Source organism: Rhodococcus sp. M8 (genome assembly GCF_015654185.1).
GTDB classification, from domain to species: domain Bacteria; phylum Actinomycetota; class Actinomycetes; order Mycobacteriales; family Mycobacteriaceae; genus Rhodococcus; species Rhodococcus aetherivorans.
On record NZ_CP064065.1, the window covers coordinates 1,345,522 to 1,370,806 of the forward strand.

Consider the following 25,285-nt stretch of genomic DNA (forward strand, 5'->3'; position numbering starts at 1 on the left):
GAACGGACGGTATCCGGTTGGCAGCCCTAGTTCTCGGCAGCCCTACTCCCAGCAGCCCTACTTCTTGGCGGCAGCCTTCCGGGCCGGCGCCTTCTTGGCCGCGGTGGTCTTCTTGGCCGGAGCCTTGGCCGCGGTGGTCTTCTTCGCCGCGGTGGTCTTCTTGGCCGCGGTGGTCTTGGCCGGAGCCTTGGCCGCGGTGGTCTTCTTCGCCGCGGTGGTCTTCTTGGCCGCGGTGGTCTTGGCCGGAGCCTTGGCCGCGGTGGTCTTCTTCGCCGCGGTGGTCTTCTTGGCCGCGGTGGTCTTGGCCGGAGCCTTGGCCGCCGTGGTCTTCTTCGCCGCGGTGGTCTTGGCCGGAGCCTTGGCCGCCGTGGTCGCCTTCTTCGCCGGAGCTGCCTTGGCGGCAGTCTTCTTCGCCGCCGCGGTCTTCTTGGCCGCGGTCTTCTTGGCGGCCGCTGTCTTCTTCGCCGCGGCAGCCGCGCCCCGCTTGACGGCCGGACCGGTCGCGGGGAGCTTCTGGCTGCCGGCGATGACCGCCTTGAACTGCGCGCCGGGGCGGAACGCCGGCACCGACGTCGGCTTGACCTTCACGGTCTCACCCGTGCGCGGGTTGCGCGCGACCCGCGCCGCGCGGCGGCGCTGCTCGAAGACGCCGAAGCCGGTGATGGTGACGCTCTTACCCGAGTGCACTGCGCGCACGATCGCGTCGACCATGTGCTCCACGGCCGCCGTTGCAGTGCGCCTGTCCGAACCGAGTTTTTCGGTCAGAACATCGATCAGCTCTGCCTTGTTCATTGCATTCCTCCGCACATAACGGTCCACCGTCAGACCGACTCGAGTCCACGGTAGACCCGCAAACGGGCAAGAGTCTATGTGCCACGCCAATTCTCATGCAAATTACAGGCGGGCCGGATCCGAACGTGTCGTCGGATCCGGCCCGCTCAGGCCCGATTCGGGGCCGGATCAGGGCGCCGGGAGGGTCCGCGGTTTCCAAGACGGCCTTGCGTTTTCGAACTCGGAAATCGCCTCTACCTGCCGTAACGTGAGCCCGATGTCGTCGAGACCCTCCAGCAGACGCCACCGGGTGTAGTCGTCAATGCTGAACGGCACCACGGTGGTTCCGGCGGTCACGGTGCGATGCTTGAGGTCGACCTCCAGCTCCAGTCCCGGCTGTTGTTCGATGAGTTTCCAGAGCAATTCGACGTCCGGCTGCTCGACCTGAGCGGCCAGCAGTCCGGCCTTTCCGGAGTTGCCCCGGAAGATGTCGGCGAAGCGGGACGAGATCACGACGCGGAAACCGTAATCGGACAGCGCCCACACGGCGTGCTCGCGGGAGGACCCGGTACCGAAATCCGGCCCGGCCACGAGGACACTGCCCCGGTCGAACGGCGGAGTGTTCAGTACGAAGGCCGGATCCGTGCGCCAGGCGGCAAACAGCCCGTCCTCGAATCCGCTTCGAGTGACCCGCTTCAGATACACCGCGGGGATGATCTGGTCGGTGTCGACGTTCGACCGGCGCAGCGGAACGCCGATGCCCTTGTGAGTGGTGAAGGCTTCCATCGAGATTCTCCTTCGGTCCCGTGACCTAGTCCAGATCCGCCGGAGCGGAGAGAGTGCCGCGCACCGCGGTCGCCGCGGCGACCTCAGGCGAGACGAGGTGGGTGCGTCCGCCCTTGCCCTGGCGGCCTTCGAAGTTCCGGTTCGAGGTCGATGCACAGCGCTCGCCCGGCGCCAGCTGATCCGGATTCATGCCCAGACACATCGAGCAGCCGGCCTGGCGCCATTCCGCGCCCGCGGCCGTGAAGACCTCACCGAGACCTTCGGCTTCGGCTTGGGCACGAACGCGCATCGATCCGGGCACGACGAGCATACGAACGCCGTCGGCGACCTTGCGGCCCTGGAGAACTTCCGCAACGGCGCGCAGATCCTCGATCCGGCCGTTGGTGCACGAGCCGACGAAGACGGTGTCGACCGGCACCTCACGCAGCGGGGTTCCCGGCTCGAGTCCCATGTACCGCAGCGCCTTCTCGGCCGCGAGGCGCTCACCCTCGTCCGCCATCGCCTCCGGGTCGGGCACCGACGCGCCGAGGGGCGCGCCCTGGCCGGGGTTGGTGCCCCACGTGACGAAGGGCGTCAGGGACGAGCCGTCGATGTGGACCTCGGCGTCGAAAACCGCGTCCTCGTCGGTCTTCAACTGCTCCCACGCGGCCACCGCGGCGTCCCAGTCCGCGCCCTGGGGGGCGTGCGGGCGGCCCTTCAGGAACTCGTAGGTGATCTCGTCGGGCGCGATCATCCCGGCCCGGGCGCCCGCCTCGATGGACATGTTGCAGATGGTCATCCGTGCTTCCATCGACAGCTTCCGGATCGCCTCGCCGCGGTACTCGAGCACGTAGCCCTGGCCGCCGCCGGTGCCGATCCGGGCGATGACGGCGAGGATCAGATCCTTGCTCGTGACGCCGGGCGGCAGTGCGCCGTCGACGGTGATCGCCATGGTCTTGAACGGGCGCAGCGACAGTGTCTGAGTTGCCAGCACGTGCTCGACCTCGCTCGTGCCGATGCCCATCGCCAGGGCACCGAAGGCGCCGTGGGTGGAGGTGTGGCTGTCGCCGCACACCACCGTCATGCCCGGCTGCGTCAGGCCGAGCTGCGGTCCGACGACGTGGACGATGCCCTGTTCGACGTCACCCATCGGATGCAGCCGGATGCCGAACTCCTCGCAGTTGCGGCGCAGCGTCTCGACCTGGGTGCGCGAGACGGGGTCGGCGATGGGCTTGTCGATGTCGACCGTGGGCACGTTGTGGTCCTCGGTCGCGATGGTGAGGTCCGGCCGCCGCACGGGCCGATCCGCCAACCGCAGACCGTCGAACGCCTGCGGGCTCGTGACCTCGTGCACGAGATGCAGATCGATGTAGATCAGGTCCGGCTGTCGCGCCGCGCCCTCTCCCGTACCGCGCACGACCACGTGCTGGTCCCACACCTTCTCCGCCAGAGTCTTTCCAGCCATCTTCTCCACCTGTCGTACGTGACGAACGCGGATCCCGTTCTCGGGGCTGTCCCGGGCCGCGAATGCTGTCGTCCCCGCCCGGTTCCGCGTGGGTTATGCTTCCCATTATGCGAGACGGAGGTATCGACCTATGAGACAGCATAGCGGGATCGGAGTGCTGGACAAAGCGATGGCCGTCCTCCATGCAGTGGCGGAGCAGCCCTGCACTCTCACCGAACTGTGCGCCCGCACCGGACTTCCCCGCGCCACCGCCCACCGGCTCGCGGTCGGGCTCGAGGTGCACCGGCTGCTCGCCCGCGACGGTGACGGCCAGTGGCGGCCGGGTCCCGGTCTGGCCGAACTGTCGGCAGGCGCGGGCGACGCACTCGTCGACGCCGCCTCGCTCGTGCTGCCGCGCCTGCGCGAGATCACCGGCGAGAGCGTGCAGTTGTATCGACGGGAGGGCACCCACCGGGTGTGCGTCGCGGCCCTCGAACCCCCGACGGGCCTGCGCGACACCGTCCTCGTGGGGGCCCGGCTGCCGATGACCGCCGGGTCCGGAGCCAGGGTCCTGCTCGCCTGGGCCGACGCCGCGACGCAGCGGGCGATCCTGCCGGAGGCCGCATTCGGCGAGCGGGTCCTCGCCGAAGTCCGGCGCCGGGGCTGGGCGCAGAGCGTCGCCGAACGCGAACCCGGGGTCGCCTCGGTGGCCGCCCCCGTGCGCGATGCATCCGGGGCCGTCGTGGCCGCGATCTCCGTCTCGGGACCCGTCGACCGCATGGGCCGCCGGCCCGGGGCGCGCTGGGCCGCGGACCTGCTGGCGGCCGCCGACGCGCTGCAGAAGCGACTGCAGTAGCCCGTCCACCCGCCGGCTCCTGTGCGACAGTGCACGGATGGGAACCAACCAGCGCACACAGATCACGATGACCGACGCCGAGATCGGCGACTTTCTCGAACGCAGCCGCGTCGCGACGATGGCGACGATCGGCCCCGGCGGCCTCCCGCACCTCGTCGCGATGTGGTACGCGGTGCTGGACGGCGAGATCTGGTTCGAGACGAAGCTGAAATCGCAGAAGGCGGTCAATCTGCGGCGCGACAACCGGATCAGCGCCCTGGTCGAGGACGGCCACACCTACGACACCCTGCGCGGCGTCTCGCTCGAGGGGCATGCCGAGGTGGTCGAGGATCGAGAGGTGCTGTTCGAGGTGTGCCGCAGCGTGTGGGAACGCTACACCGGTCCCTACACCGCGGAGTTGCGGCCCGCGGTCGAGCAGATGATGCACAAGCGCGTCGCGGTGCGGGTCGTCGCGGACCGGACCCGGTCCTGGGACCACCGCAAGCTCGGGATGCCGGCGATGCCGATCGGCGGCAGCACGGCACCGTACCTGTTCGAGGCCCTGGAAAACCGGGCGACAGACGCCGGGTTGCCAAGTTAGATTCCGGGATGTCCCGGACCGAGCTCCGGGTGAGGGAAGGGAGACAGCGATGAACGACCCGAGCGGGGACCGGATCGCGGAGCAGTTCCGCGCAGCCCTCGAGCGCAAGAATCAGCACGCCCGTCGCGGCTCGGACCATCTCGACGGGAGGGCCAAGGCGCAGGCGCCGCACGGCAGCGCCGACCACCGCCGCAATTTCCGGCGCAAGAGCGGATGACGAGCACAAACAGCGAAGGTCCCTGCGATCCGTGGATCGGAGGGACCTTCGCGTGGTAGCCCCGACGGGATTTGAACCCGCGCTACCGCCTTGAGAGGGCGGCGTCCTAGGCCGCTAGACGACGGGGCCAGGAACTTTCTTCTCTGTTGCTCCTCCCACCCTGCGGCGGGAAGCTCAGCCAGCTTAACCGGCCGAGGCTCGGTGACAAAATCACCGGGCAGACGCTGGGGTACCAGGACTCGAACCTAGAATGGCTGAACCAGAATCAGCTGTGTTGCCAATTACACCATACCCCAATGGCTTGTTCCGAAGACCTGCCTCGCGGCGCTGCGGCCTCCGTTCCGAACCGAGAAGAAGGTTAGCACCATGGGTGCCCCCAATAACAAATCGCCAGGTCAGAGCGGGTAAATCCACAACCTGCGCGGTGTCGGGCCGACCGCGGGGGCGCCGCGGCCGGCCCGGCACCGCTCAGGCGATGCGGGCCCGGGCGGCACGCAGGCGCGTGAGCGAGACGTCCCGGCCGAGCAGTTCCATCGACTCGTACAGGGGCGGGCTGATGTGCGAGCCCGTGAGCGCCACGCGCACCGGCGCGAAGGCCTTGCGGGGCTTGAGGCCGAGCTCGTCGATCAGCGCGGCCTTGAGGGCCTCTTCGAGGGCCGCCGCGCTCCACTCGGCCACACCGTCGGCCGCGGCGATCGTCGCGTCCAGCACGGGCGCGGCGTCGGGGCCGAGGTTCTTGGCCGCGGCCGCCTCGTCGAGCGTGAAGTCGGCCTCGGCCACGTAGAGGAACTTCAGCAGGTCCCACGCGTCCGAGAGCACCACGATGCGGGTCTGGACCAGCTCGGCCGCCACCGCGAACCGGGCGTCGTCGACGTCATCGGTGATGTGCCCGTGCTCCACGAGGAATGTCTTCAGCCGGGCCGCGAAGTCGGCCGGTTCGAGCATGCGGATGTGCTCGGCGTTGATGGCGTCGGCCTTCTTCTGGTCGAACCGGGCCGGATTCGAGTTGACCTTGGCGATGTCGAAGGCGGCGACCATCTCGTCGAGCGAGAAGACGTCACGGTCGTCGGCCAGGCCCCAGCCGAGGAGCGCGAGGTAGTTGAGCAGTCCCTCGGCGATGAAGCCACGGTCGCGGTGGATGAACAGGTTGGACTCGGGGTCGCGCTTGGAGAGCTTCTTGTTGCCCTGCCCCATCACGAACGGCAGGTGGCCGAACTCGGGCGTGAAATCGGTCACGCCGATGCGCTGCAGCGCCTCGTAGAGCGCGAGCTGGCGCGGGGTCGACGAGAGCAGATCCTCGCCGCGCAGCACGTGGGTGATCCGCATCAGGGCATCGTCGACGGGATTTACGAGCGTGTACAGCGGGATGCCGTTGCCGCGGGTGAGGGCGAAATCGGGCACGGTGCCGGCCTTGAACGTGGTCTCGCCGCGCACCAGGTCGTTCCACGTCAGGTCGTGATCGGGCATGCGCAGCCGCACCACGGGCTTGCGCCCCTCGTCGCGGTACGCCTGCCGCTGCTCCGCGGTCAGATCGCGGTCGTGGTTGTCGTAGCCGAGCTTCGGGTCGCGGCCGGCCGCGCGGTGGCGCGCCTCGACCTCCTCGGGCGTGGAGAACGACTCGTACGCCTCGCCCGCCTCGAGCAGCCTGGCGACGACGTCGAGATGCAGGTCGCGGCGCTGCGACTGCCGGTACGGCTCGTACGGGCCGCCCACCTCGGGACCCTCGTCCCAGTCGAGGCCGAGCCACCGGAGCGCGTCGAGGATCGCCTGGTACGACTCCTCGGTGTCGCGGGCGGCGTCGGTGTCCTCGATGCGGAACACGAAGGTGCCGCCGTGGTGACGGGCGAAAGCCCAGTTGAACAGGGCGGTGCGCACGAGGCCCACGTGCGGGGTTCCGGTCGGGGACGGACAGAAACGAACGCGTACTTCGCTGTTGGTCATGGCTCACTCGGGTCGAGGGATCGAAAAGTCCCCTCCAGGCTAGTCCCGGGCGTGCCGGCCGCGAAGCCGCGGTCCGCCTGCTACCTGCGCTTGGCGGTCACCGGATTCGTCAGCGTGCCGATGCCCTCGACGGTGATCGAGACGGTGTTGCCGTCGACGATCGGCCCGACCCCCTCCGGGGTCCCGGTGAGGATCACGTCGCCCGGCAGCAGCGTCATCACCGCCGAGATCCACTCGATCAGCTTCGGAATGTCGTGCACCATCAACGACGTTCGGCTGCGCTGGCGCGTCTGCCCGTCGACCTCCGCGGAGATCTCGAGATCCGAGGGATCGATGTTCGTCTCGATCCACGGGCCGAGGGGACAGAACGTGTCGTGCCCCTTGGCCCGCGTCCACTGCCCGTCCTGCTGCTGATGGTCGCGCGCGGAGACGTCGTTGGCGACGGTGTAGCCGAGGACGACGTCGAGGGCCTTCGCGGCCGGAACGTCCTTGCAGGGACGGCCGATGACGACGGCGAGCTCCGCCTCGTGGTGGACGAGGCCGCTGCTCGGCGGGAGCACGATCGGCGCCCCCGGGCCGACGATGGAGGTGTTCGGCTTGAGGAAGATCACCGGCTCGTCGGGAACCTCGTTCCCGGATTCGGCCGCATGGGCGGCGTAGTTGCGGCCGACGCAGACCACCTTGCTCGCCAGGATCGGCGCGAGCAGCCGGACGTCGGCGAGCGGCCAGCTGCGGCCGGTGAAGGTCGGGGTGCCGAAGGGGTGTTCGGCGATCTCCTTCGCCGTCGCGGCGTCCCCCTCTCCCTCGATGCTGACGAAGGCGACACCGTCCGGGCTGGCAATTCGACCAAGGCGCATGCCGGGGAGTCTATCCGTGTCGCCGCTGGCGGCCCTGCGGACCACGGGACGCAGGTATAGGCTGCCACCGGGAAGTTCACAATACGGGAATTTTGTTTCAGATAGTGAGATCACATGACGGTTCGGGACATCGGCGCGCGGCGCTGGGTCATCCTGGCGCTCGGCGTGTTCGCGCAGGCGGCCCAGGCGGTCCTCGTCAACGGCGCTGCCTTCCTCATCCCCGCGCTCCACGAGGATCGCGGACTCACGCTCGCCCAGGCCGGAACACTTTCGGCCGCGCCGATATTCGGGGTCGTGTTCAGCCTCGTCGCGTGGGGTGCCCTGGCCGACCGGTTCGGCGAGCGGCGGGTCCTGGCCGCAGGGCTCGCACTGGCTGCGGCGGCCACGGCCGCAGCCGCCGCCAGCGGGACCCTGCCGATGCTCGCGCTCATGCTCGCTCTCGGCGGTGCCGCCGCGGCGAGCGCCAACGCCGCGAGCGGTCGCGTCGTCGTCGGCTGGTTCCCGCCGCACCAGCGTGGTCTCGCCATGGGGATCCGGCAGATGTCGCTGCCGCTCGGCGTCGCCGTCGCCGCGTTGACCATTCCGCCGCTCGCGCGCGACCACGGAATCGGCTCGGCCCTGGCCTTCTCCGCCTCGGTGTGTGCCGTCGCCGCGGTGGCGTGCGCGGTCGGCATCGTCGACCCACCGCGGCCGGAACGCGGCCGGGCCGCAGAGCTCGGCCTGCTCGACAACCCCTACCGTGCCGGGCGGTCGCTGCAACGGATCCACGCCGCGTCGGTGCTGCTGGTGGTGCCCCAGTACGTGGTGTGGACCTACGCGCTGGTGTGGCTGATCTCCGAGCGCGGCTGGACCGAGTCCGCCGCGGGCCTGGTCATCACCGCCGCGCAGTTCCTCGGTGCGCTCGGTCGCGTCGCCGCCGGCGGGTGGTCCGACCGGGTCGGCAGCCGCCTGCGGCCGCTGCGGCTCGTTGCGCTCTCGGTTGTGCTGTCCATGGCAGCGCTCGCGGCCGCCGCGCTCACCGACTCGGCCGTCGCCGTCGCGCTGCTGATCGTGGCATCGGTGACGACGGTGGCCCCGAACGGGCTGGCCTTCACCGCCGTCGCCGAGATCGCGGGACCGTTCTGGGGTGGCCGCGCGCTCGGCATCCAGAACACCGGCCAGTTCGTCGCGGCGGCGTGCGTGGGCCCCGCGTTCGGCGGGCTCATCGCACTGGCCGGCTTTCCCGCGGCGTTCGCGCTCGCCGCGCTGATCCCGGCCGCCGCGGTGCCCCTGGTCCCCCGCAAATGAGCCGGTGCGGCCTCCCGGACACCGGGAGGCCGCACCGAGACCGGATCAGAGGGCGGCCGCGATGCGGTCGCCGACCTCCGTGGTCACGATCGGGCCCGTGCCGCGGGCGGCGAGGTCCGCCTCGACCGCACGCTCGACCCGGGCCGCCTCGTCCGCCCGGCCGAGGTGGCGCAGCAGCAGGGCGACCGACAGGATCGCCGCGGTCGGGTCGGCGATGCCCTTGCCCGCGATGTCCGGGGCGCTGCCGTGGACCGGTTCGAACATCGACGGGTTGGTGCCGGAGGCATCGATGTTGCCGCTGGCCGCCAGGCCGATGCCCCCGGTGACCGCACCGGCGAGATCGGTGATGATGTCGCCGAACAGGTTGTCGGTCACGATCACGTCGAACCGGCCCGGGTCGTCGACCATGTAGATGGTGGCGGCGTCGATGTGGCAGTAGGCCGTCTCGACCTCCGGGTACTCCGCGCCCACCGTCTCGACCGCACGCGTCCAGATGGCACCGGCGTTGGAGAGCACGTTGGTCTTGTGGATCAGGGTGAGGTGCTTGCGCCGGCTCTGCGCGAGCTCGAAGGCGTAACGCACGACGCGCTCGGCACCGAACCAGGTGTTGACCGAGACCTCGGTGGCGATCTCGTGGGGGGTGCCGACGCGGATGGCGCCGCCGTTGCCGGTGTAGGGGCCCTCGGTGCCCTCCCGCACCACGACGAAGTCGATCTCCGGCTGCGCCGCGAGCGGGGACTTCGCCCCCGGGTACAGCCGCGACGGCCGCAGGTTGACGTGGTGATCGAGCGCGAACCGCATGTTCAGCAGCAGGCCCCGCTCGAGCACGCCCGGGGTGACGGACGGGTCGCCGATGGCGCCGAGCAGGATCGCGTCGTGCGCGCGGATCGCCGCCAGGTCGGCGTCCGGGAGCAGTTCCCCGGTGGCGTTGTACCGCCGGGCACCGAGGTCGTACTCGGTGGTCTCGAGATCGGGGACCAGCGTCCTGAGCACCTTGAGGGCCTCGGCCGTGACCTCGACACCGATGCCGTCACCGGGGATGACCGCAAGCTTCATGGGCACACTCTCTTCCTCTTCGCGACGACGGCCGCGACCGTGCTCGACGATCGCGGCCATCGGATACAGCGGGGGGTGGTTCAGGACAGGTCGACCTGCGCGACGCGGGCGTCGAGCCGCTCCACGATCTGCGCGACCTCGGTGTCGCCGACGACCCGGTCGACCCGCAGGATCACCGTGGCGCCGGGGCCCTCGACGTCCTGGCTCAGTGCCGCCGCCTGGATGTCGATCCCGGCGTTGCCGAGGACCGTGCCGAGGACACCGAGCACACCCGGGCGATCCTCGTAGTGGACGACGAGGTTGTGGCCCTCGGCGCGCAGGTCGAAGCTGCGGCCGTTGATGTTGACGATCTTCTCGATCTGCTGCAGGCCGGTCAGCGCACCGGTGACGGTGGTGACGAGACCGTCGGCGGCCACGGCGCGGACCTCCACCGCGCTGCGGTGGGTGGAGGCCTCGCTGTGCTTGTCGACCTCGACACTCACGCCGCGCTGCTCGGCGAGGGCCGGGGCGTTGACGAAGGTGACCGGCTCGTCGCTGCTGGCGGAGAACAGGCCGCGCAGCGCGGCGAGGCCGAGGATCTCGACGTTCTCCGCGGAGAGTTCGCCGCTGGCGACGACCTGCACGTTCTGCACCGCCTCCGGCGAGAGGGTGCCGGCGATCAGGCCGAGCTTGCGCACGAGCTCGAGCCACGGTGCGACCTCCTCGCCGACCGGGCCGCCGGAGACGTTCACGGCGTCCGGGACGAACTCACCGGCCAGGGCCAGCAGCACGCTCTTGGCGACGTCGGTTCCGGCGCGGTCCTGGGCCTCGGTCGTGGAGGCGCCGAGGTGCGGGGTGACGACGGTGTTGTCGAGGTCGAACAGCTTCGAGTCCGTGCAGGGTTCGGAGTGGAAGACGTCGAGGCCGGCGGCGCGAACCTTGCCGGAGACGAGGGCGTCGTGGAGGGCGTCCTCGTCGATGAGACCACCGCGGGCGGCGTTGACGATGATGACGCCGTCCTTGGCCCGCGCGAGCCGCTCGGCGTTGATCAGGCCGGCCGTCTCCTTGGTCTTGGGCAGATGCACGGAGATGAAGTCGGCACGCTCGATCAGCTCGTCGATGTCGACCAGTTCGATCCCGAGCTGGGCGGCACGGGCCGGCGGCAGGTAGGGGTCGTAGGCGATGACGTGGGTCTCGAAGGCGGCGAGGCGCTGCGCGAAGAGCTGCCCGATCCGGCCCAGACCGACGACGCCGACGGTCTTGCCCAGGATCTCGGTGCCGTTGAAGCTCGAACGCTTCCAGGTGCGCTCACGCAGGGTGCGGTCGGCGGCGGGGATCTGCCGGGCCGTGGCCATCAGCAGCGCCACGGCGTGCTCGGCGGCCGAATGGATGTTGGACGTCGGAGCGTTGACGACCATCACACCGCGCTCGGTGGCGGCCGGGATGTCGACGTTGTCGAGGCCGACGCCGGCGCGACCGACGATCTTCAGCCTCGTGGCGGCGGCGAGGACCTCGGCGTCGACCGTGGTCGCCGAACGGACCAGCAGGGCGTCCGCCTCGGGCACCGCCGCGAGCAGCGCGGGACGGTCCGGACCGTCGACCCAGCGCACCTCGACACCGTCACCGAGCGCATCGACGGTCGACTGCGCCAGCTTGTCGGCGATCAGGACAACGGGACGGCCATTCTGGCTCACGTGCGAACTCCCCTGTGGTTGGTTTGTCTGACGGGTCGTCGACGGCGCCGCACCCCGAGGTGCGCGAATGCAGCCGTGACCGGGCTCAGTTTAGTGCCCGGGCCGTGGCCCCGGGGCCACGGCCCCGGAATGGGTTGCCTACTGGTACGAAACGACCCACGCCCGCGGCGCCACGGCCGCGGTCCGTTCGGACCCGAACGCCGGCGAATCCGAGCCGGGAAGGCCCTCCGGCCGATCCTGTACCTGGTGCCGCCGTCCCGGCGCGAGCCGCATTCCGGGTCCGGAGCGGGACCGTCCGGGTGGCACCTGTGGTCCGGCGAACCTGCGCCCGGGGGAACGTCGCTCGCAGACCACCGACGAGTTCCGTTCGCACGGGCACCGTTTCGCCGGGACCCTGCACCAGGCCGCGGCCCGGCGCGAGTGGACCGCGAGGGCGGAACGCCGTGCCCCGGCTATGCGGGGCCGGGACCCGCGGTGGATCGCCGGTGCCGGAACGCGACGACGGCGGTGCGGACCGTCGGATAGAAGCGGTCCCGGGTGAACCGATCTCCCAGCCCGAACCGCACCAGCCGGTCCTTGATCGGACCCTTCATCGCGGCGAAGGCCAGGTGGATGCCCTTGCCCGCCAGGTACCGGTCCAGGTCGACGAGTTCGTCGACGGCGGTGGTGTCGAGGCCGGTGATCGGTTCCGCGGCGATCACGACCCACTCGACCGGCTCGGGCGATTTCGCGACCAGCGAGCGGACGTAGTCGTCGAAGATCGAGCCGTTGGCGAAGAACAGCGGGGCGTCGAACCGCACGAGCAGCAGGCCCGGGATCCGATGCCCCTCGGGATGGCGGTTGATGTCGTGGAAACCCGCGACGCGGGTGAGCTCGACGAGTTCGGTGCGGTACGGCGACCATGCGTGTCCCACGACGGCGACGAAGGAGAGCCCGATGGCGACGAGAATCCCCTCGAGCACCCCGACGAGCGCCACTCCGAGGAAGGCCGCCGCCGCGAGACCGGCCTCGATCCGGCTCATCCGCCACATGCGGATCACGCCGCGCACGTCGATGAGTGCCGAGGCGGCGACGAGGACGACCGCGGCGAGGGTCGCCTCGGGCAGATAGGCGGTCGCGCCGGGCGCGAGCAGCACGAACAGCAGCACGGCGGCGGCGCCGACCACCCCGACGAGCTGGGTGCGGGCACCGTTCTGCTCGGCGACGGGCGTGCGCGACGAGCTCGCCGAGATGGGGAAACCGCTGAACAGCCCGGTCGCGACGTTGGCGGCGCCGATGGCCTTCATCTCGGTGCTGCCGTCCACGTCGTCGCCGCGGCGGGCGGCGAACGTGCGCGAGAGCACGCCGGTGTCGGCGAACGCGATGAGCGCGACGCCGGCCGCCGGGCCGAGCAGTGCGAGCACGTCGCCCCAGCTCACCGCTGCCACATCGGGCGTCGGCAGTCCCGACGGCAGCGCCCCGACCATGACGATCTCGTCGGTGAGGCCGAGCAGCGCGGACACCACGGACGCCCCGACCACGGCGACCAGGACACCCGGGATGCGCGCCCGCAGGAGGCGGAACGCCACGATGACCGCCAGGGACGCCACACCGACGGTCGCCGCGACGAGGTCGACGTCGCCGGCGGCCACCGCCCGGACGATCGCGGCGGTGTCCTGGAGCAGGCCCGGCTCGTCGATCGAGAAGCCGAGCAGTTTCGGGAGCTGACCGACCACGACGACCAGCGCGATGCCGTTGAGATAGCCGAGCCTGATGGGCTTGGACAGCAGTTCGGTGACGAAACCGAGGCGCAGGAAGCCGGCGACGACGAGGATCACGCCCACGAGCAGGGCCAGAACCCCCGCGAGCGCGAGCGCCTCCTGCGGGTCGCCCGTCGCGGCGAGCGGGAGCACCGCCGCGGCGATGAGCGGGGCGAGGGACGAATCAGGCCCGAGCACAAGCACTTTCGACGGACCCACCAGCGCGTACACCAGCAGCGGGACGATCGTGGCGTACAGGCCGGCGTAGGCGGGCAACCCGGCGGCCGTCGCGTAGCCCATGCCCGCGGGGATGAGCAGCGCGGTGAGTGCCAGGCCGGCGGTGATGTCGGGGCGCAGCCACTCCCGGCGGTAGGTGCGGGCCGTGACGACCCCCGGCAGCTTTCCCAGGCCCCAGGACATCAGCGCATTATCCACCCTGGAACGCCGACGGCCCGGCACCACAGCGGTGCCGGGCCGTCGAAGCGGCGGGATCCGATCAGGCGGTCTCGGTGATCGGGCGGTCCACCCAGCTCATCAGGTCGCGCAGCTGCTTGCCGACGACCTCGATGCCGTGCTCGGCGTTCTTCTTGCGCAGCGACTCGAGCTCCTTGTTGCCGCCCTCGACGTTGGCGACGAGACGCTTGACGAAGGTGCCGTCCTGGATGTCCTTCAGGATCTCCTTCATGCGCTCCTTCGTGCCGGCGTCGATGACGCGCGGCCCGGAGAGGTAGCCACCGAACTCGGCCGTGTCGGACACCGAGTAGTTCATGCGGGCGATGCCGCCCTCGTACATGAGGTCGACGATGAGCTTGAGCTCGTGCAGCACCTCGAAGTACGCCATCTCCGGGGCGTAGCCGGCCTCGACCATCACGTCGAAACCGGTCTTGACCAGTTCCTCGGTGCCACCGCAGAGGACGGCCTGCTCACCGAACAGGTCGGTCTCGGTCTCTTCCTTGAAGGTGGTCTTGATGACGCCGGCCCGGGTGCCGCCGATGCCCTTGGCATAGGACAGCGCCAGCGCCTGGCCCTCGCCCTTGGGATCCTGGTGGACGGCGATGAGCGCGGGGACGCCCTTGCCGTCGACGAACTGGCGGCGCACGAGATGGCCGGGGCCCTTCGGGGCGACCATCGCGACGGTGACGAACTCCGGCGCCTCGATGAGACCGAAGTGGATGTTCAGGCCGTGGCCGAAGAACAGCGCGTCGCCGTCCTTCAGGTTCGGCGCGATGTCCTCCTTGAAGATCGACGCCTGCGCGGTGTCGGGCGCCAGCAGCATGATGACGTCCGCCCACTCGGAGACCTCGGCCGGGGTGCCGACCGCCAGGCCCGCCTCCTCCGCCTTGGCCCGCGACTTCGAGCCTTCCTTCAGACCGATGCGCACCTCGACACCGGAGTCGCGCAGGCTCAGCGAGTGCGCGTGTCCCTGGCTGCCGTAGCCGATCACCGCGACCTTGCGGCCCTGGATGATCGACAGATCGGCGTCGTCGTCGTAGAACATCTCGACTGCCACAGTTGTTACCTCTCTCAGCAAATAAGGGTGTGTTCAGGCTAACGGGTGGCCGTGATCGACTTCGGACCGCGTCCGACCGCGACGACCCCGGACTGCACGATCTCGCGGATGCCGTAGGGCTCGAGCATCCGCAGCAGGGCGTCGAGCTTGGACCGGGTACCGGTGGCCTCGATCGTGAGCGACTCGGGCGAGACGTCGATCACCTTGGCGCGGAACAGATTCACCGTCTCGATGACCTGCGTCCGCACGCTCGCGTCCGCCCGCACCTTGATCAGCAGCAGCTCGCGGGCGACCGAGGCCTCCTCTTCCTGCTCGACGATCTTGATGACGTTGACGAGCTTGTTGAGCTGCTTGGTCACCTGCTCGAGCGGGAACTCGTCGACGGTGACGACGATCGTCATCCGGGAGATCTCGGGGATCTCGGTGCCGCCCACCGCGAGGGATTCGATGTTGAACCCGCGGCGGGAGAACAGGCTCGCCACGCGGGCCAGCACGCCCGGCTTGTCCTCGACGAGAACGCTGAGGGTGTGACTGGTGCTCACTGACGATCCTCTCCTGCTGCTGCGGCGCCGCGCTGGTCCGGGTGCTTCTCGTGCTCGAGTGCCTCGTGGATGACGGCCGGCTCGGCGGCCGCCTCGTCCTCGTCGAACAGCGGGCGGATGCCCCGCGCCGCCATGATCTCGTCGTTGCCGGTGCCCGCGGCGACCATCGGCCACACCTGGGCGTCCTTGCCGACGATGAAGTCGATGACCACCGGACGGTCGTTGATCGACTGCGCCTGGCGGATCGCGTCCTCGACCTCCTCCTCGCGCTCGACGCGGATGCCGACGCAGCCCAGAGCCTCGGCCAGCTTGACGAAGTCGGGGATGCGCAGGGTGTGGGTGGCCAGGTCCGTGTTCGAGTACCGCTCCTCGTAGAACAGCGTCTGCCACTGCCGCACCATGCCGAGGTTGCCGTTGTTGATGAGCGCGACCTTGATCGGCACACCCTCCACCGCGCAGGTCGCCAGTTCCTGGTTGGTCATCTGGAAGCAGCCGTCGCCGTCGATGGCCCACACCTCGGCGTCGGGCACGCCCATCTTGGCGCCCATGGCCGCCGGAACGGCGTACCCCATGGTGCCGAGGCCGCCGGAGTTGAGCCAGGTCCGTGGCTTCTCGTAGTCGATGAACTGCGCGGCCCACATCTGGTGCTGGCCGACGCCGGCGCAGTAGATCGCGTCCGGTCCGGCGAGCTTGCCGACCTTCTGGATCACGAACTCCGGCGAGAGCATGCCGTCGGCGGGCCGGTCGTAGCTGAGCGGGTAGGTGCGGCGGATCCCGTCCAGGTACTCCCACCACTGGGCGTACTCGAGCGTGGTGCCCGTCGCGAGATCCGCACGGATCGCCTCGATCAGCTCGACGATCACCTCCTTGCAGTCACCCACGATCGGCACGTCGGCGTGCCGGTTCTTGCCGATCTCGGCCGGGTCGATGTCCGCGTGGATGACCTTCGCGCCGGGCGCGAACGAGTCGAGCTGACCGGTGACGCGGTCGTCGAACCGCGCGCCGAGCGTGATCAGCAGATCGGACTTCTGCAGGGCGGCGACCGCCGCGACGGTGCCGTGCATGCCGGGCATGCCGCAGTTGAGCCGGTGGGTGTCGGGGAACGCACCGCGCGCCATGAGCGTCGTGACCACCGGGATGCCGGTGAGCTCGGCCAGCTCGAGCAGCTCCGGAGAGGCCTCGGCCTTGATGACACCGCCGCCGATGTACAGCACGGGCGACTTCGCCTCGGCGATCAGGCGGGCGGCTTCACGGACCTGCTTGCCGTGCGGCTTGGTCACGGGACGGTAGCCGGGCAGGTGCATCTCCGGGGGCCAGCTGAAGGTGGTCTGGGCCTGCAGGATGTCCTTCGGGATGTCCACGAGCACCGCGCCGGGACGGCCGGACGCGGCCAGGTAGAACGCCTCGGCGAGGACGCGGGGGATCTCGGCGCCGTCGGTCACGAGGAAGTTGTGCTTGGTGATCGGCATGGTGATGCCCGAGATGTCCGCCTCCTGGAAGGCGTCGGTGCCGATCAGACCGCGGCCGACCTGGCCCGTGATCGCCACGACGGGGACAGAGTCCATCTGCGCGTCGGCGAGCGGGGTGACGAGGTTGGTGGCGCCGGGGCCGGAGGTGGCCATGCACACGCCGACCTTGCCGGAGGCCTGGGCGTATCCGGTCGCGGCGTGGCCGGCGCCCTGCTCGTGGCGGACCAGCACGTGCCGGACCTTCTGCGAGTCGAACAGCGGGTCGTAGACGGGGAGGATCGCACCGCCCGGAATGCCGAATACCGTGTCGACTTCGAGCTCCTCGAGGGCCCGGACCACCGACTGTGCGCCGGTGACCCGCTCGGGGGCGACCTGGCGACGGTTACCGGACTGGGTGGCCGCGGCCGCGGGCGACGGGGCTGCGGCCCCGGGCTTGCGCGGCGAAGGTTGAGGCCTTGCGGTTGGTGCGCTCACTGCGATTCCTCTGGTTCTGGCTCCGGGCAACAAAAAACCCCCGTCAGCAGCATCTGCTGTACGAGGGTGGCGCGTCGTGGGCGAGTTGCGAGAAGCGGCTCAGGCGACGACGCGCCGGCCGATTACGAGCAACCCATTCTGATTCACGCGCTCGACGGTAGGCGCGCGAAGGTCCGACAGTCAACTTGGTTCGGTCACCTGTCCCAGAATGTGAGATGCCTCAGCTGCAATGGGAAGATGGTGAGGTGTCATCTCCACAGCAGCCCGTGCCACCACGCCCATCATCCCATACGGCCGAACAGCAGCCGCAGGTCATCCAGATTTCCCGGCTCGCGCTGCTCGCATGTGGGTTCGTGCTGCTCGGAGTGGCCTCCCCGGCCCTGGCCTGGCCCGCCGCGTTCGGCTGGATGGTGGTGATTCCGTTCCTCGTCGGCGCGTGGGTGCTGCGGGTGCGCACCGTCGTCGGGCCCGAGGGCATCACCGCCCGGTCCGCGTTCTCGACCCGGACCCTGGCCTGGGACGAACTCGACGGCCTGCGATTCCCCAAGCGGGGCTGGGCGCGCGCCCGCCGCACCGACGGCACCGAGGTACCCCTGCCGGTCGTCACGTTCGGCCGTCTCCCCCAGCTCGCCGCCGGTAGCGGCGGTCGCATCACCGACCCGTATGCGGCCGCGCGCGAGGCGGAGGCACGGGAGCAGGCCGCGGACACCGAGCCGGACGCGGACGTCGAGTCGAAATAGCACACGAGTAAATTCGAAGCCGCCCAGGCCCGCTCCGGCCCCGTCCGGCGGAGCCCGGTCCCCGGCGTCGCCGCGCCCGCGCAGCACACAGCCCCGAAGCAGCCCCAGCCCCGAAGCAGCCCTAGCCCCCGAGGAACCCGATGCCCCCGTTGAGGTCACGCACCACCACCGCCGGACGCAACGCCGCCGGGGCCCGCGCCCTGTGGCGCGCCACCGGCATGACCGACTCCGACTTCGGCAAGCCGATCGTCGCGATCGCGAACTCCTACACGCAGTTCGTGCCCGGCCACGTCCACCTCAAGGACGTCGGCGAGATCGTCGCCGAGGCGGTGCGGGCCGCCGGCGGTGTGCCGCGCGAGTTCCACACCATCGCCGTCGACGACGGGATCGCCATGGGCCACGGCGGCATGCTGTACTCGCTGCCCAGCCGCGAGATCATCGCCGACTCGGTGGAGTACATGGTCAATGCGCACACCGCCGACGCGCTGGTGTGCATCTCCAACTGCGACAAGATCACCCCCGGCATGCTCAATGCCGCGATGCGCCTGAACATCCCGACGGTGTTCGTCTCGGGCGGCCCGATGGAGGCCGGCAAGGCGGTGGTCGTCGGCGGTGTCGCGCAGGCCCCCACCGACCTGATCACCGCGATCTCGGCGTCGGCCAACGACGCCGTCAGCGACGACGGCCTCGACGAGGTCGAGCGCAGCGCCTGCCCCACGTGCGGGTCGTGCTCGGGCATGTTCACCGCGAACTCCATGAACTGCCTGACCGAGGCGCTCGGACTGGCACTGCCCGGCAACGGGTCGACGCTGGCCACCCACGCGGCACGCCGGGCGCTGTTCGAGCGGGCCGGCACCACGGTCGTCGAGGCGGCGCTGCGCTGGTACCGGGACGAGGACGAGTCGGTCCTGCCGCGCAACATCGCCTCCCCCGCCGCGTTCCGCAACGCCATGGCGCTCGACGTCGCGATGGGCGGCTCGACCAACACCGTGCTGCACACGCTCGCCGCGGCGCAGGAGGGCGAGGTCGACTTCGACCTCGGCACGATCGACGCCATCAGCCGCAAGGTGCCGTGCCTGGCAAAGGTCTCCCCCAACTCGGACTACCACATGGAAGACGTCCACCGGGCCGGCGGCATCCCCGCGATCCTCGGCGAGCTGCGCCGCGCCGGGCTGCTCGAGACGGACGTGACCACGGTCCACACGACAAGCTTCGACGAGTGGCTCGATACGTGGGACGTGCGCTCCGGCAAGGCCTCCGACGAGGCGATCGAGCTGTTCCACGCGGCCCCCGGCGGCGTCCGCACCACCGAGCCGTTCTCCACCGCCAACCGCTGGTCGTCGCTGGACACGGACGCCGCGGCCGGCTGCATCCGGGACGTCGAGCACGCCTACACCGTCGAGGGCGGACTGGTCGTCCTGCGCGGCAACCTCGCTCCGGACGGCGCGATCCTCAAGACCGCCGGCATCGACGAGGACCTGTTCACCTTCGAGGGCCCGGCGTTGGTCGTCGAGTCGCAGGAGGAGGCCGTGTCGGTGATCCTCGGCAAGAAGGTGCAGCCCGGGGACGTCGTCGTGGTCCGCTACGAGGGACCGTCGGGCGGGCCGGGCATGCAGGAGATGCTGCATCCCACCGCGTTCCTGAAGGGCGCGGGACTGGGCAAGCAGTGCGCCCTGATCACCGACGGCCGGTTCTCCGGCGGCACGTCGGGACTGTCGATCGGCCACATCTCGCCCGAGGCGGCGTCCGGCGGCGTCATCGGTCTGCTCGAGAACGGTGACCGGATCCGCATCGACGTCCCCTCGCGCACCCTCGAGGTCCTCGTCGACGACGCCGTCCTCGCCGAGCGGCGCGCCAAGATGGAGGCTTCGGAGCGCCCGTGGCTGCCGGTCGACCGGCAGCGCACGGTCACCACCGCCCTGCGCGCCTACGCCGCGTTGGCCACCTCGGCCGACAAGGGTGCAGTCCGCCGGGTGCCGTAGGCACCGGTGCGTCCTTCGGGCTGTTCCTGCCGCCCAAAGGACGCACCGTCCGCGTCAGCGGCCGAATATCCAGAGGCAGACCCCACCCGCGACGCCGAGCAGCAGCGCGACGAACGAGCCGGCGAACGGCCGGGTCGCCCAGCCGCGGGTGCCGTCGACCGCGACCCGACCGGGACCGGTCAGCACGATCACTGCGGCGGCGGCCGCGAGCAGGGTCTCGTACTCCACCCCGTCCGGCGCGAAGTACTGCAGTCCCGGCTCGGCGGACTGCCGGAACAACCACGCGTTGATCATGATCGCCAGCACGGCGGCGGCGGCGAGCGGGGTGAGCAACCCGAGGATCAGCAGCGCTCCGGCCGCCACCTCCCCCACCGCACCGAGCACCGCGAGCAGGGCCGGACGCTGGTAGCCCGCGTCGGCGAGCATCGCCTCGAACCCGTCCATGCCGGGGCCGCCCCACAGCCCTGTCAGCTTCTGCACCCCGTGCACCACCATCGTGCCGCCGACGACGAGCCGCAGCACGAGCAACCCCAGGTCCAGTGTGCCGCGGCGCGCCTTCGCCGGCCCGGGCGCGGCACCGGTCTCCGCTCCGATCGGCGCCGCGACGGCGCCCGCGGGCTCGTACCGGTGCATCCGCTCGGTGGGGGCGACGTCGGAGTCCGCGTACCCGTACTGCGCCGGGCCGCGCCGCTCGAAGGCGGAGTTGTCGAGATCGAGGTCGTCATCGGACTCGAGCATCGACGAGCGGGGGCGCTGCAGCTCCAGGGTGGGATTGTCGTAGGGACTCGACACCGGCTCCGCGGCATCCTGCGGCGTCGGCTCCGGGACGTGGTCTTTCGCCTTGTCGGTCACCGAACCAGGGTAGGTCGCCCGGGTCGGCCGACCCGGGAACCGAGTCGGGGCGCGCCGCCCCGGTAACGTCATGGTCATGACGAGGCGCGCGAGAGTCGGTGGGTCGCGACGGATGCGAGCGACGGTCGCGTCGATCGTGGGTCTGCTCGCCCTCACCACGTCGTGTGCCCGTTTCGACGACGCGACCACCACCCCGTTCACGCCGGAGCCGAGCTTCGACGCGGGCGCCGAACTCGAACCGCTCGAGCCCCCGACGACGACCACGACGCCGGGCGCACCGCCGACACCGCCGGGCCCGTGTCAGGACCCCGACCCCGCGGTGGTCGCCACGTGCCTCGACACCACGGGAGGGCTGGTCACCATGCCGGACGGCGGCTCCGCTCTCGTCGCGGAGCGGCGCACGGGCCGGATCCTGCGGGTGGCACCGCGGACGGAACCGGTGGAGGTGGCCACCGTGCCGGTCGACGGTTCCGGCGACGGCGGGCTGCTCGATCTCGCGCTGTCGCCGACCTTCGACGAGGATCGGCTGCTCTACGCCTACATCACCACCCCGACCGACAACCGCGTCGTGCGGCTCGCCGCGGGCGACGTCCCGAAGCCCGTGTTCACCGGCATCCCGCGGGGGGCGAGCGGGAACGCGGGCGCGCTCGAGTTCACCTCACCCACCGACCTGGTGGTGCTCACCGGCGACGCCGGGAATCCGGCCGCGGCCGCCGATCCGGCGTCGCTCGCCGGGAAGCTGCTGCGGATGCCTCTGCCGGCGCCGGGCGCGGCCGCGGCGCCGTCGGTCGTGCTCTCGGGGATCGGAACGGCCGGCGACGTGTGCCGGGATCCCGCCGGAAACCTGTGGGTCACCGACCGCACCGCGCTCGAGGACCGGCTGCAGCGTGTCGGAGTGGACGGCGCGGTGGGCGCGTCCCCCGCCTGGACGTGGCCCGAGCGTCCGGGCGTGGCCGGATGCGCGGCCGGTGCGGACGCGGTCGCGGTGTCGCTGACGGACGGCAAGGCGGTTGCGGTGGTCGCCATCGATCCGGGAACAGGGGCGGTGACGGCGGCGCCCGTGCCGGCGGTGCAGGACCGCTACGGCCGTCTCGGCGGCGCGTCGGCGGGCGGCGACGGGCAGCTGTGGGTGTCCACCGTCAACAAGGCCGGCGGCGAACCGGGCCCGAACGACGATCGGGTCGTGCTGATCCAGTTCCCCGCCGGCGGGGGCGGCTTCGACTAGCCGGAACCGTTCGTCTCGGGGTACGTCACGACAGCGTGAAGGGCGGCTCGGCCGCGTCGGTGAACGCGCCGCTCACATTGCCCAGCAGGCCCGGTTTCGCAAGGTCGAGCTTGCGGCAGGTCGAGAAGTCCAGGTCGGCCGACCGGGTCCACACGATGTTCGGGCTGAACGACGATTCGAACATGTACAGCCCCTCGGTCAGGTCCGTCAGCGTGCGCCAGATCGTCATCGAGATGTTCGGCCGTTGCGGATCGGGTTCGCCGAACGGTTGCGCGACATTGCGCATGACGCTGAGCAGCGCCGCATACGCACGGGCCGGGGTCTCCACGGCGGGCAGTCGGTCGAGATAGTAACTTGCCCGGACGAAGCGGTCGGACGCCTCCGTGGTGCCGGGCAGCGGCTCGGATCCCCCGAAACCGGTAAAGCTCTTCCGGAGTTCGATCTGCTCGTCGTACGGCGGTGAATTCGTCATGACGGTGTTCGCGCGGCCGTGATGTATCCGCAGCGTTCCACCGATGTGCTCGAGGATCAGGGAGTCACCGCTCGCGTCCTCGAGGGCCAGATGCACGGTCGCGGGACGCTGGGAGCGCGGCTCGATCAACGGTCGGACCTGGAAGGGCCGCTCGGCCATCAGGGCGAGGCACTCGTCGACGGTGCCGCACAGGTCCAGGAAGATCTGCGGCCACAGGGACACCGCGAGCGCGGGCAGTTCCGGGTCCCGTTCCCCGAAGTCCGCCTCCGCGAGCCACAGCACGTGGGCGGCCAGGCCGCGCTCGTTGATCCCGTCGCTCGTGGCGTTGTCCCAGACGGCGGCCACGAGACTGCCGTACCGGGCCGTCCAGGTCACCGGGTCGGGATCGCGGTCGTGCCCGATCCTGTCGACCCCCGCGGAAGTGACCACAGGTTCGTGTCCATCTCCTCGCGCCAGTCCATGTTCCGGCCGACGAGAACGCCGTGCCCGCTTCCGGTCCACATTGCCCGAGTGCACATTGATCCTCCGCGATGTCCGACGAGAAATCCGGCCGCCCGTGCGCCGTGAGCGTCGACCCGCCGCACGACGACAGTGACAATACGGACGTTTCGGTCGAATCTCGGCGTTTTCGCGGCGGATCCGCCCGCACCCGCTCCCGCGACGGTTCGGATTACTCGAATTCGGCTGTGTCGCAATTGCTTCCGGCACACTTCCCCGCTCGACCCGGGACGGTGCAACAATGTCGCCGATCGGTCCGAAGCAGTGGCACGCCCGAGGGAGGGGCCCGCATGACCACACGCCTGAATCCGTACATCAGCTTTCGCGACAATGCCCGCCAGGCCATGGAGTTCTACCGATCCGTGTTCGGCGGAGAATTGAATGTGAGCACGTTCGCGGAGATGCACGCGAGCGACGACCCGTCCGAGCAGGACAAGATCATGCATTCGATGCTGGCGAGCCCGAACGGTCTCGTCCTGATGGCGGCGGACACCCCCAACCAGATGAGCTACAACCCGGGGGACAACATCTCGATCTCGCTCAGCGGCGACGACGAGGCCGAGCTGCGGGGCTACTGGGACCAGCTGAGCGACGGCGGAACCATCGCCATGCCGCTCGAGCGAGCACCGTGGGGCGACCACTTCGGCATGTGCACCGACAAGTTCGGCATCCAGTGGATGGTGAACATCGCCGGCGATTCGCAGTAGACACACGGGCGGCCTGCCATCCCGGCAGGCCGCCCGCTCGCGGAAGAACCTCTCGTGGAAGAACTCAGCTGCAGGCGGCGAGCACGAGCTCCTTGACCAGGGCCGGGTCGGCCTGGCCGCGGGTGGCCTTCATCACGTCGCCGACGATCTTGCCGGCCGCCTGGACCTTGCCGCTGCGGATCTTGTCGGCGATGTCGGGGTTGGCGGCCAGCGCCTTCTCCACCTCCGACTTGATGAGCGAGTCGTCGCGCACGACCACGAGTTCGGGGTGCGCAGCGAGGATCTGCTTCGGGTCGCCCTCACCGGCGAGCACGTAGTCGACGACCTTGCGGGCGAGCTTGTTGGTGAGCGTGCCGTCGGCGACGAGGGCGATCACCTGCGCGACCTGCTCCGGGGTGATCGGCAGCTCGACGAGCTCGACGCCGCGGGTGTTGGCCTGCTGGGCCAGGTAGGCGACCCACCAGGACCGGGACTCGGAGGCGGGGGCGCCGGCCTCGGTGGTGGCGATGATCAGGTCCAGGGCGCCGGCGTTGACGAGGTCGCGCATCTCCTCGTCGGAGATGCCCCACTCGGCCTGGATCCGGGCGCGCCGCAGCCACGGCAGCTCGGGGAGGGTGGCGCGCAGGTCCTCGATCCACTCCGCGCTCGGGGCGATCGGTTCGAGGTCCGGTTCCGGGAAGTAGCGGTAGTCCTCCGCGGTCTCCTTGCGCCGGCCCGGTGAGGTGGTGCCGTCGACCTCCTGGAAGTGCCGGGTCTCCTGGATCACCGTGCCGCCCGCGGTCAGGACCGCGGCCTGGCGGCGCATCTCGTACCGCACGGCGACCTCGACCGACTTGAGCGAGTTGACGTTCTTCGTCTCGGTGCGGGTGCCGAACTCCGCCGCTCCGATCGGGTTGAGGGAGAGGTTGGCGTCACAGCGCATCGAGCCCTGGTCCATGCGCACGTCGGACACGTCGAGGGCCTTCAGCAGGTCCCGCAGCGCGGTGACGTAGGCGCGGGCGACCTCGGGGGCGCGCTCGCCGGCGCCGACGATGGGCTTGGTGACGATCTCGATGAGCGGCACCCCGGCGCGGTTGTAGTCGAGCAGCGAGTGGCTCGCCCCGTGGATGCGGCCCGTGGCGCCACCGACGTGCAGCGACTTGCCGGTGTCTTCCTCCATGTGCGCGCGCTCGATCTCCACGCGCCACGTGCTGCCGTCGTCGAGGACCACGTCGAGGTAGCCGTCGGTGGCGATCGGCTCGTCGTACTGCGAGATCTGGTAGTTCTTCGGCTGGTCCGGGTAGAAGTAGTTCTTCCGCGCGAACCGGCCCCACGGCGTGATCGAGCAGTTCAGCGCCAGGCCGATGCGGATCGCCGACTCCACCGCCGCCTGGTTGACGACGGGCAGCGAGCCGGGCAGGCCGAGGCACACCGGGCACACCTGCGTGTTGGGTTCGGCGCCGAACGTGGTCGGGCACGGGCAGAACATCTTGGTCGCGGTGTGCAGCTCGACGTGCACCTCCATGCCCATCACGGGCTCGAACTTCGCGAGCACCTCGTCGTAGGCGAGCAGATCATCGGACATGGCGGCAGTCATGCGCTCGATTTTAGACGGTGCCGCCATGCGGCGAACCGGCCCTCACGCGCGG

The 25,285-nt window shown here is 70.3% G+C and carries 21 protein-coding genes, 2 tRNA genes and 1 pseudogene; 8 read left to right on the plus strand and 16 right to left on the minus strand.

The window, feature by feature from the left end:
- Positions 1-57 precede the first annotated feature (57 nt).
- From ISO16_RS06010 to leuC, 3 genes are all read right to left on the minus strand, one after another.
- A complete protein-coding gene (locus tag ISO16_RS06010; protein WP_043796505.1) occupies positions 58-792 on the minus strand; it encodes an HU family DNA-binding protein in 735 nt (244 codons plus the stop codon).
- A 168-nt stretch (positions 793-960) separates the two neighbouring features.
- A complete protein-coding gene (gene leuD / locus ISO16_RS06015) occupies positions 961-1,557 on the minus strand; it encodes a 3-isopropylmalate dehydratase small subunit (protein ID WP_072635512.1) in 597 nt (198 codons plus the stop codon).
- Between the two features lie 25 nt (positions 1,558-1,582).
- Positions 1,583-3,001: a 3-isopropylmalate dehydratase large subunit gene (gene leuC / locus ISO16_RS06020; protein ID WP_029544403.1), complete on the minus strand. Its 1,419-nt coding sequence runs from the start codon at positions 2,999-3,001 to the stop codon at positions 1,583-1,585.
- A gap of 130 nt (positions 3,002-3,131) precedes the next feature.
- On the opposite strand from leuC, the gene ISO16_RS06025 reads away from it, so the two are divergent.
- From ISO16_RS06025 to ISO16_RS06035, 3 genes are read left to right on the plus strand one after another with little or no spacing between them, the layout of a single operon-like run.
- Positions 3,132-3,836, plus strand: a complete 705-nt coding sequence (locus ISO16_RS06025) for an IclR family transcriptional regulator (protein ID WP_029544405.1) — start codon at positions 3,132-3,134, stop codon at positions 3,834-3,836.
- Between the two features lie 37 nt (positions 3,837-3,873).
- Positions 3,874-4,416, plus strand: coding sequence for a pyridoxamine 5'-phosphate oxidase family protein (locus ISO16_RS06030; protein ID WP_006934263.1), 543 nt, complete (start codon positions 3,874-3,876; stop codon positions 4,414-4,416).
- A 49-nt stretch (positions 4,417-4,465) separates the two neighbouring features.
- Positions 4,466-4,633, plus strand: a complete 168-nt coding sequence (locus ISO16_RS06035; RefSeq protein WP_006934262.1) for a DUF5302 domain-containing protein — start codon at positions 4,466-4,468, stop codon at positions 4,631-4,633.
- Positions 4,634-4,686: 53 nt separating this feature from the next.
- Here ISO16_RS06035 and ISO16_RS06040 read toward each other — a convergent pair.
- From ISO16_RS06040 to ISO16_RS06055, 4 genes are all read right to left on the minus strand, one after another.
- Positions 4,687-4,762 (minus strand) — tRNA-Glu (locus tag ISO16_RS06040).
- 95 nt (positions 4,763-4,857) lie between these two features.
- Positions 4,858-4,929, minus strand: a tRNA-Gln gene (locus ISO16_RS06045).
- A 172-nt stretch (positions 4,930-5,101) separates the two neighbouring features.
- The gene (gltX, locus tag ISO16_RS06050; protein ID WP_072635513.1) at positions 5,102-6,574 is read right to left on the minus strand and encodes a glutamate--tRNA ligase; all 1,473 of its coding nucleotides are present in this window, start codon (positions 6,572-6,574) and stop codon (positions 5,102-5,104) included.
- Between the two features lie 80 nt (positions 6,575-6,654).
- Complete coding sequence (locus ISO16_RS06055) at positions 6,655-7,431, minus strand: fumarylacetoacetate hydrolase family protein (RefSeq protein ID WP_006934260.1); 777 nt, start codon at positions 7,429-7,431, stop codon at positions 6,655-6,657.
- Between the two features lie 114 nt (positions 7,432-7,545).
- Here ISO16_RS06055 and ISO16_RS06060 point away from each other — a divergent pair, with 114 nt between their 5' ends.
- A complete protein-coding gene (locus tag ISO16_RS06060; RefSeq protein WP_006934259.1) occupies positions 7,546-8,718 on the plus strand; it encodes an MFS transporter in 1,173 nt (390 codons plus the stop codon).
- Between the two features lie 45 nt (positions 8,719-8,763).
- On the opposite strand, the gene ISO16_RS06065 is transcribed toward ISO16_RS06060, so the two are convergent.
- The 6 genes from ISO16_RS06065 to ISO16_RS06090 all read right to left on the minus strand — a co-directional run bounded on the left by ISO16_RS06065 (position 8,764) and on the right by ISO16_RS06090 (position 17,181).
- Positions 8,764-9,774: a 3-isopropylmalate dehydrogenase gene (locus tag ISO16_RS06065; RefSeq protein ID WP_029544413.1), complete on the minus strand. Its 1,011-nt coding sequence runs from the start codon at positions 9,772-9,774 to the stop codon at positions 8,764-8,766.
- Between the two features lie 80 nt (positions 9,775-9,854).
- Complete coding sequence (gene serA, locus ISO16_RS06070; protein WP_006934257.1) at positions 9,855-11,447, minus strand: phosphoglycerate dehydrogenase; 1,593 nt, start codon at positions 11,445-11,447, stop codon at positions 9,855-9,857.
- Between the two features lie 452 nt (positions 11,448-11,899).
- Positions 11,900-13,606: a SulP family inorganic anion transporter gene (locus ISO16_RS06075; protein WP_043796513.1), complete on the minus strand. Its 1,707-nt coding sequence runs from the start codon at positions 13,604-13,606 to the stop codon at positions 11,900-11,902.
- A 76-nt stretch (positions 13,607-13,682) separates the two neighbouring features.
- Positions 13,683-14,684 carry a ketol-acid reductoisomerase gene (ilvC, locus tag ISO16_RS06080; protein WP_029544417.1) on the minus strand — a complete coding sequence of 334 codons (1,002 nt, stop codon included), beginning with the start codon at positions 14,682-14,684 and terminating at the stop codon, positions 13,683-13,685.
- 50 nt (positions 14,685-14,734) lie between these two features.
- Positions 14,735-15,238 carry an acetolactate synthase small subunit gene (gene ilvN / locus ISO16_RS06085; protein ID WP_006934252.1) on the minus strand — a complete coding sequence of 168 codons (504 nt, stop codon included), beginning with the start codon at positions 15,236-15,238 and terminating at the stop codon, positions 14,735-14,737.
- Positions 15,235-17,181 (minus strand): acetolactate synthase large subunit, encoded by a 1,947-nt coding sequence (locus tag ISO16_RS06090; protein WP_006934250.1) that lies wholly within the window; start codon positions 17,179-17,181, stop codon positions 15,235-15,237. The genes ilvN and ISO16_RS06090 overlap by 4 nt, the downstream gene beginning before the upstream one ends.
- A gap of 266 nt (positions 17,182-17,447) precedes the next feature.
- Between ISO16_RS06090 and ISO16_RS06095 the strand changes: the two genes are divergently transcribed.
- Positions 17,448-17,921, plus strand: a complete 474-nt coding sequence (locus tag ISO16_RS06095) for a PH domain-containing protein (protein WP_029544420.1) — start codon at positions 17,448-17,450, stop codon at positions 17,919-17,921.
- A 140-nt stretch (positions 17,922-18,061) separates the two neighbouring features.
- On the plus strand, positions 18,062-19,903 hold the full coding sequence (gene ilvD / locus ISO16_RS06100; protein ID WP_043796520.1) for a dihydroxy-acid dehydratase: 1,842 nt from the start codon (positions 18,062-18,064) through the stop codon (positions 19,901-19,903).
- Positions 19,904-19,957: 54 nt separating this feature from the next.
- Here the strand turns inward: ilvD and ISO16_RS06105 are convergent, their stop codons facing one another.
- Positions 19,958-20,755: a DoxX family protein gene (locus tag ISO16_RS06105; protein WP_050035413.1), complete on the minus strand. Its 798-nt coding sequence runs from the start codon at positions 20,753-20,755 to the stop codon at positions 19,958-19,960.
- A 112-nt stretch (positions 20,756-20,867) separates the two neighbouring features.
- Here ISO16_RS06105 and ISO16_RS06110 point away from each other — a divergent pair, with 112 nt between their 5' ends.
- On the plus strand, positions 20,868-21,980 hold the full coding sequence (locus ISO16_RS06110) for a PQQ-dependent sugar dehydrogenase (RefSeq protein WP_006947419.1): 1,113 nt from the start codon (positions 20,868-20,870) through the stop codon (positions 21,978-21,980).
- Positions 21,981-22,005: 25 nt separating this feature from the next.
- On the opposite strand, the pseudogene ISO16_RS06115 reads toward ISO16_RS06110, so the two are convergent.
- Positions 22,006-22,955 (minus strand): annotated as a pseudogene (locus ISO16_RS06115) (linear amide C-N hydrolase).
- A gap of 285 nt (positions 22,956-23,240) precedes the next feature.
- Here ISO16_RS06115 and ISO16_RS06120 point away from each other — a divergent pair.
- Positions 23,241-23,657, plus strand: coding sequence for a VOC family protein (locus tag ISO16_RS06120; RefSeq protein ID WP_072635514.1), 417 nt, complete (start codon positions 23,241-23,243; stop codon positions 23,655-23,657).
- Positions 23,658-23,721: 64 nt separating this feature from the next.
- On the opposite strand, the gene gatB is transcribed toward ISO16_RS06120, so the two are convergent.
- Positions 23,722-25,233 (minus strand): Asp-tRNA(Asn)/Glu-tRNA(Gln) amidotransferase subunit GatB, encoded by a 1,512-nt coding sequence (gatB, locus tag ISO16_RS06125; protein ID WP_072635515.1) that lies wholly within the window; start codon positions 25,231-25,233, stop codon positions 23,722-23,724.
- Between the last annotated feature and the right edge of the window lie 52 nt (positions 25,234-25,285).

Excerpts from the sequence above, each read along its gene's own strand:
- ISO16_RS06060 (WP_006934259.1), top strand. The coding sequence starts at position 7,546 with ATGACGGTTCGGGACATCGGCGCGCGGCGCTGGGTCATCCTGGCGCTC.
- ilvC (WP_029544417.1), bottom strand. The coding sequence starts at position 14,684 with ATGTTCTACGACGACGACGCCGATCTGTCGATCATCCAGGGCCGCAAG.
- gltX (WP_072635513.1), bottom strand. The coding sequence starts at position 6,574 with ATGACCAACAGCGAAGTACGCGTTCGTTTCTGTCCGTCCCCGACCGGA.
- ISO16_RS06010 (WP_043796505.1), bottom strand. The coding sequence starts at position 792 with ATGAACAAGGCAGAGCTGATCGATGTTCTGACCGAAAAACTCGGTTCG.
- ISO16_RS06065 (WP_029544413.1), bottom strand. The coding sequence starts at position 9,774 with ATGAAGCTTGCGGTCATCCCCGGTGACGGCATCGGTGTCGAGGTCACG.
- ISO16_RS06025 (WP_029544405.1), top strand. The coding sequence starts at position 3,132 with ATGAGACAGCATAGCGGGATCGGAGTGCTGGACAAAGCGATGGCCGTC.
- gatB (WP_072635515.1), bottom strand. The coding sequence starts at position 25,233 with ATGACTGCCGCCATGTCCGATGATCTGCTCGCCTACGACGAGGTGCTC.
- ilvD (WP_043796520.1), top strand. The coding sequence starts at position 18,062 with ATGCCCCCGTTGAGGTCACGCACCACCACCGCCGGACGCAACGCCGCC.
- ISO16_RS06055 (WP_006934260.1), bottom strand. The coding sequence starts at position 7,431 with ATGCGCCTTGGTCGAATTGCCAGCCCGGACGGTGTCGCCTTCGTCAGC.
- ISO16_RS06120 (WP_072635514.1), top strand. The coding sequence starts at position 23,241 with ATGACCACACGCCTGAATCCGTACATCAGCTTTCGCGACAATGCCCGC.
- ISO16_RS06035 (WP_006934262.1), top strand. The coding sequence starts at position 4,466 with ATGAACGACCCGAGCGGGGACCGGATCGCGGAGCAGTTCCGCGCAGCC.
- leuC (WP_029544403.1), bottom strand. The coding sequence starts at position 3,001 with ATGGCTGGAAAGACTCTGGCGGAGAAGGTGTGGGACCAGCACGTGGTC.
- leuD (WP_072635512.1), bottom strand. The coding sequence starts at position 1,557 with ATGGAAGCCTTCACCACTCACAAGGGCATCGGCGTTCCGCTGCGCCGG.
- ISO16_RS06075 (WP_043796513.1), bottom strand. The coding sequence starts at position 13,606 with ATGTCCTGGGGCCTGGGAAAGCTGCCGGGGGTCGTCACGGCCCGCACC.
- ISO16_RS06110 (WP_006947419.1), top strand. The coding sequence starts at position 20,868 with ATGCGAGCGACGGTCGCGTCGATCGTGGGTCTGCTCGCCCTCACCACG.
- ISO16_RS06030 (WP_006934263.1), top strand. The coding sequence starts at position 3,874 with ATGGGAACCAACCAGCGCACACAGATCACGATGACCGACGCCGAGATC.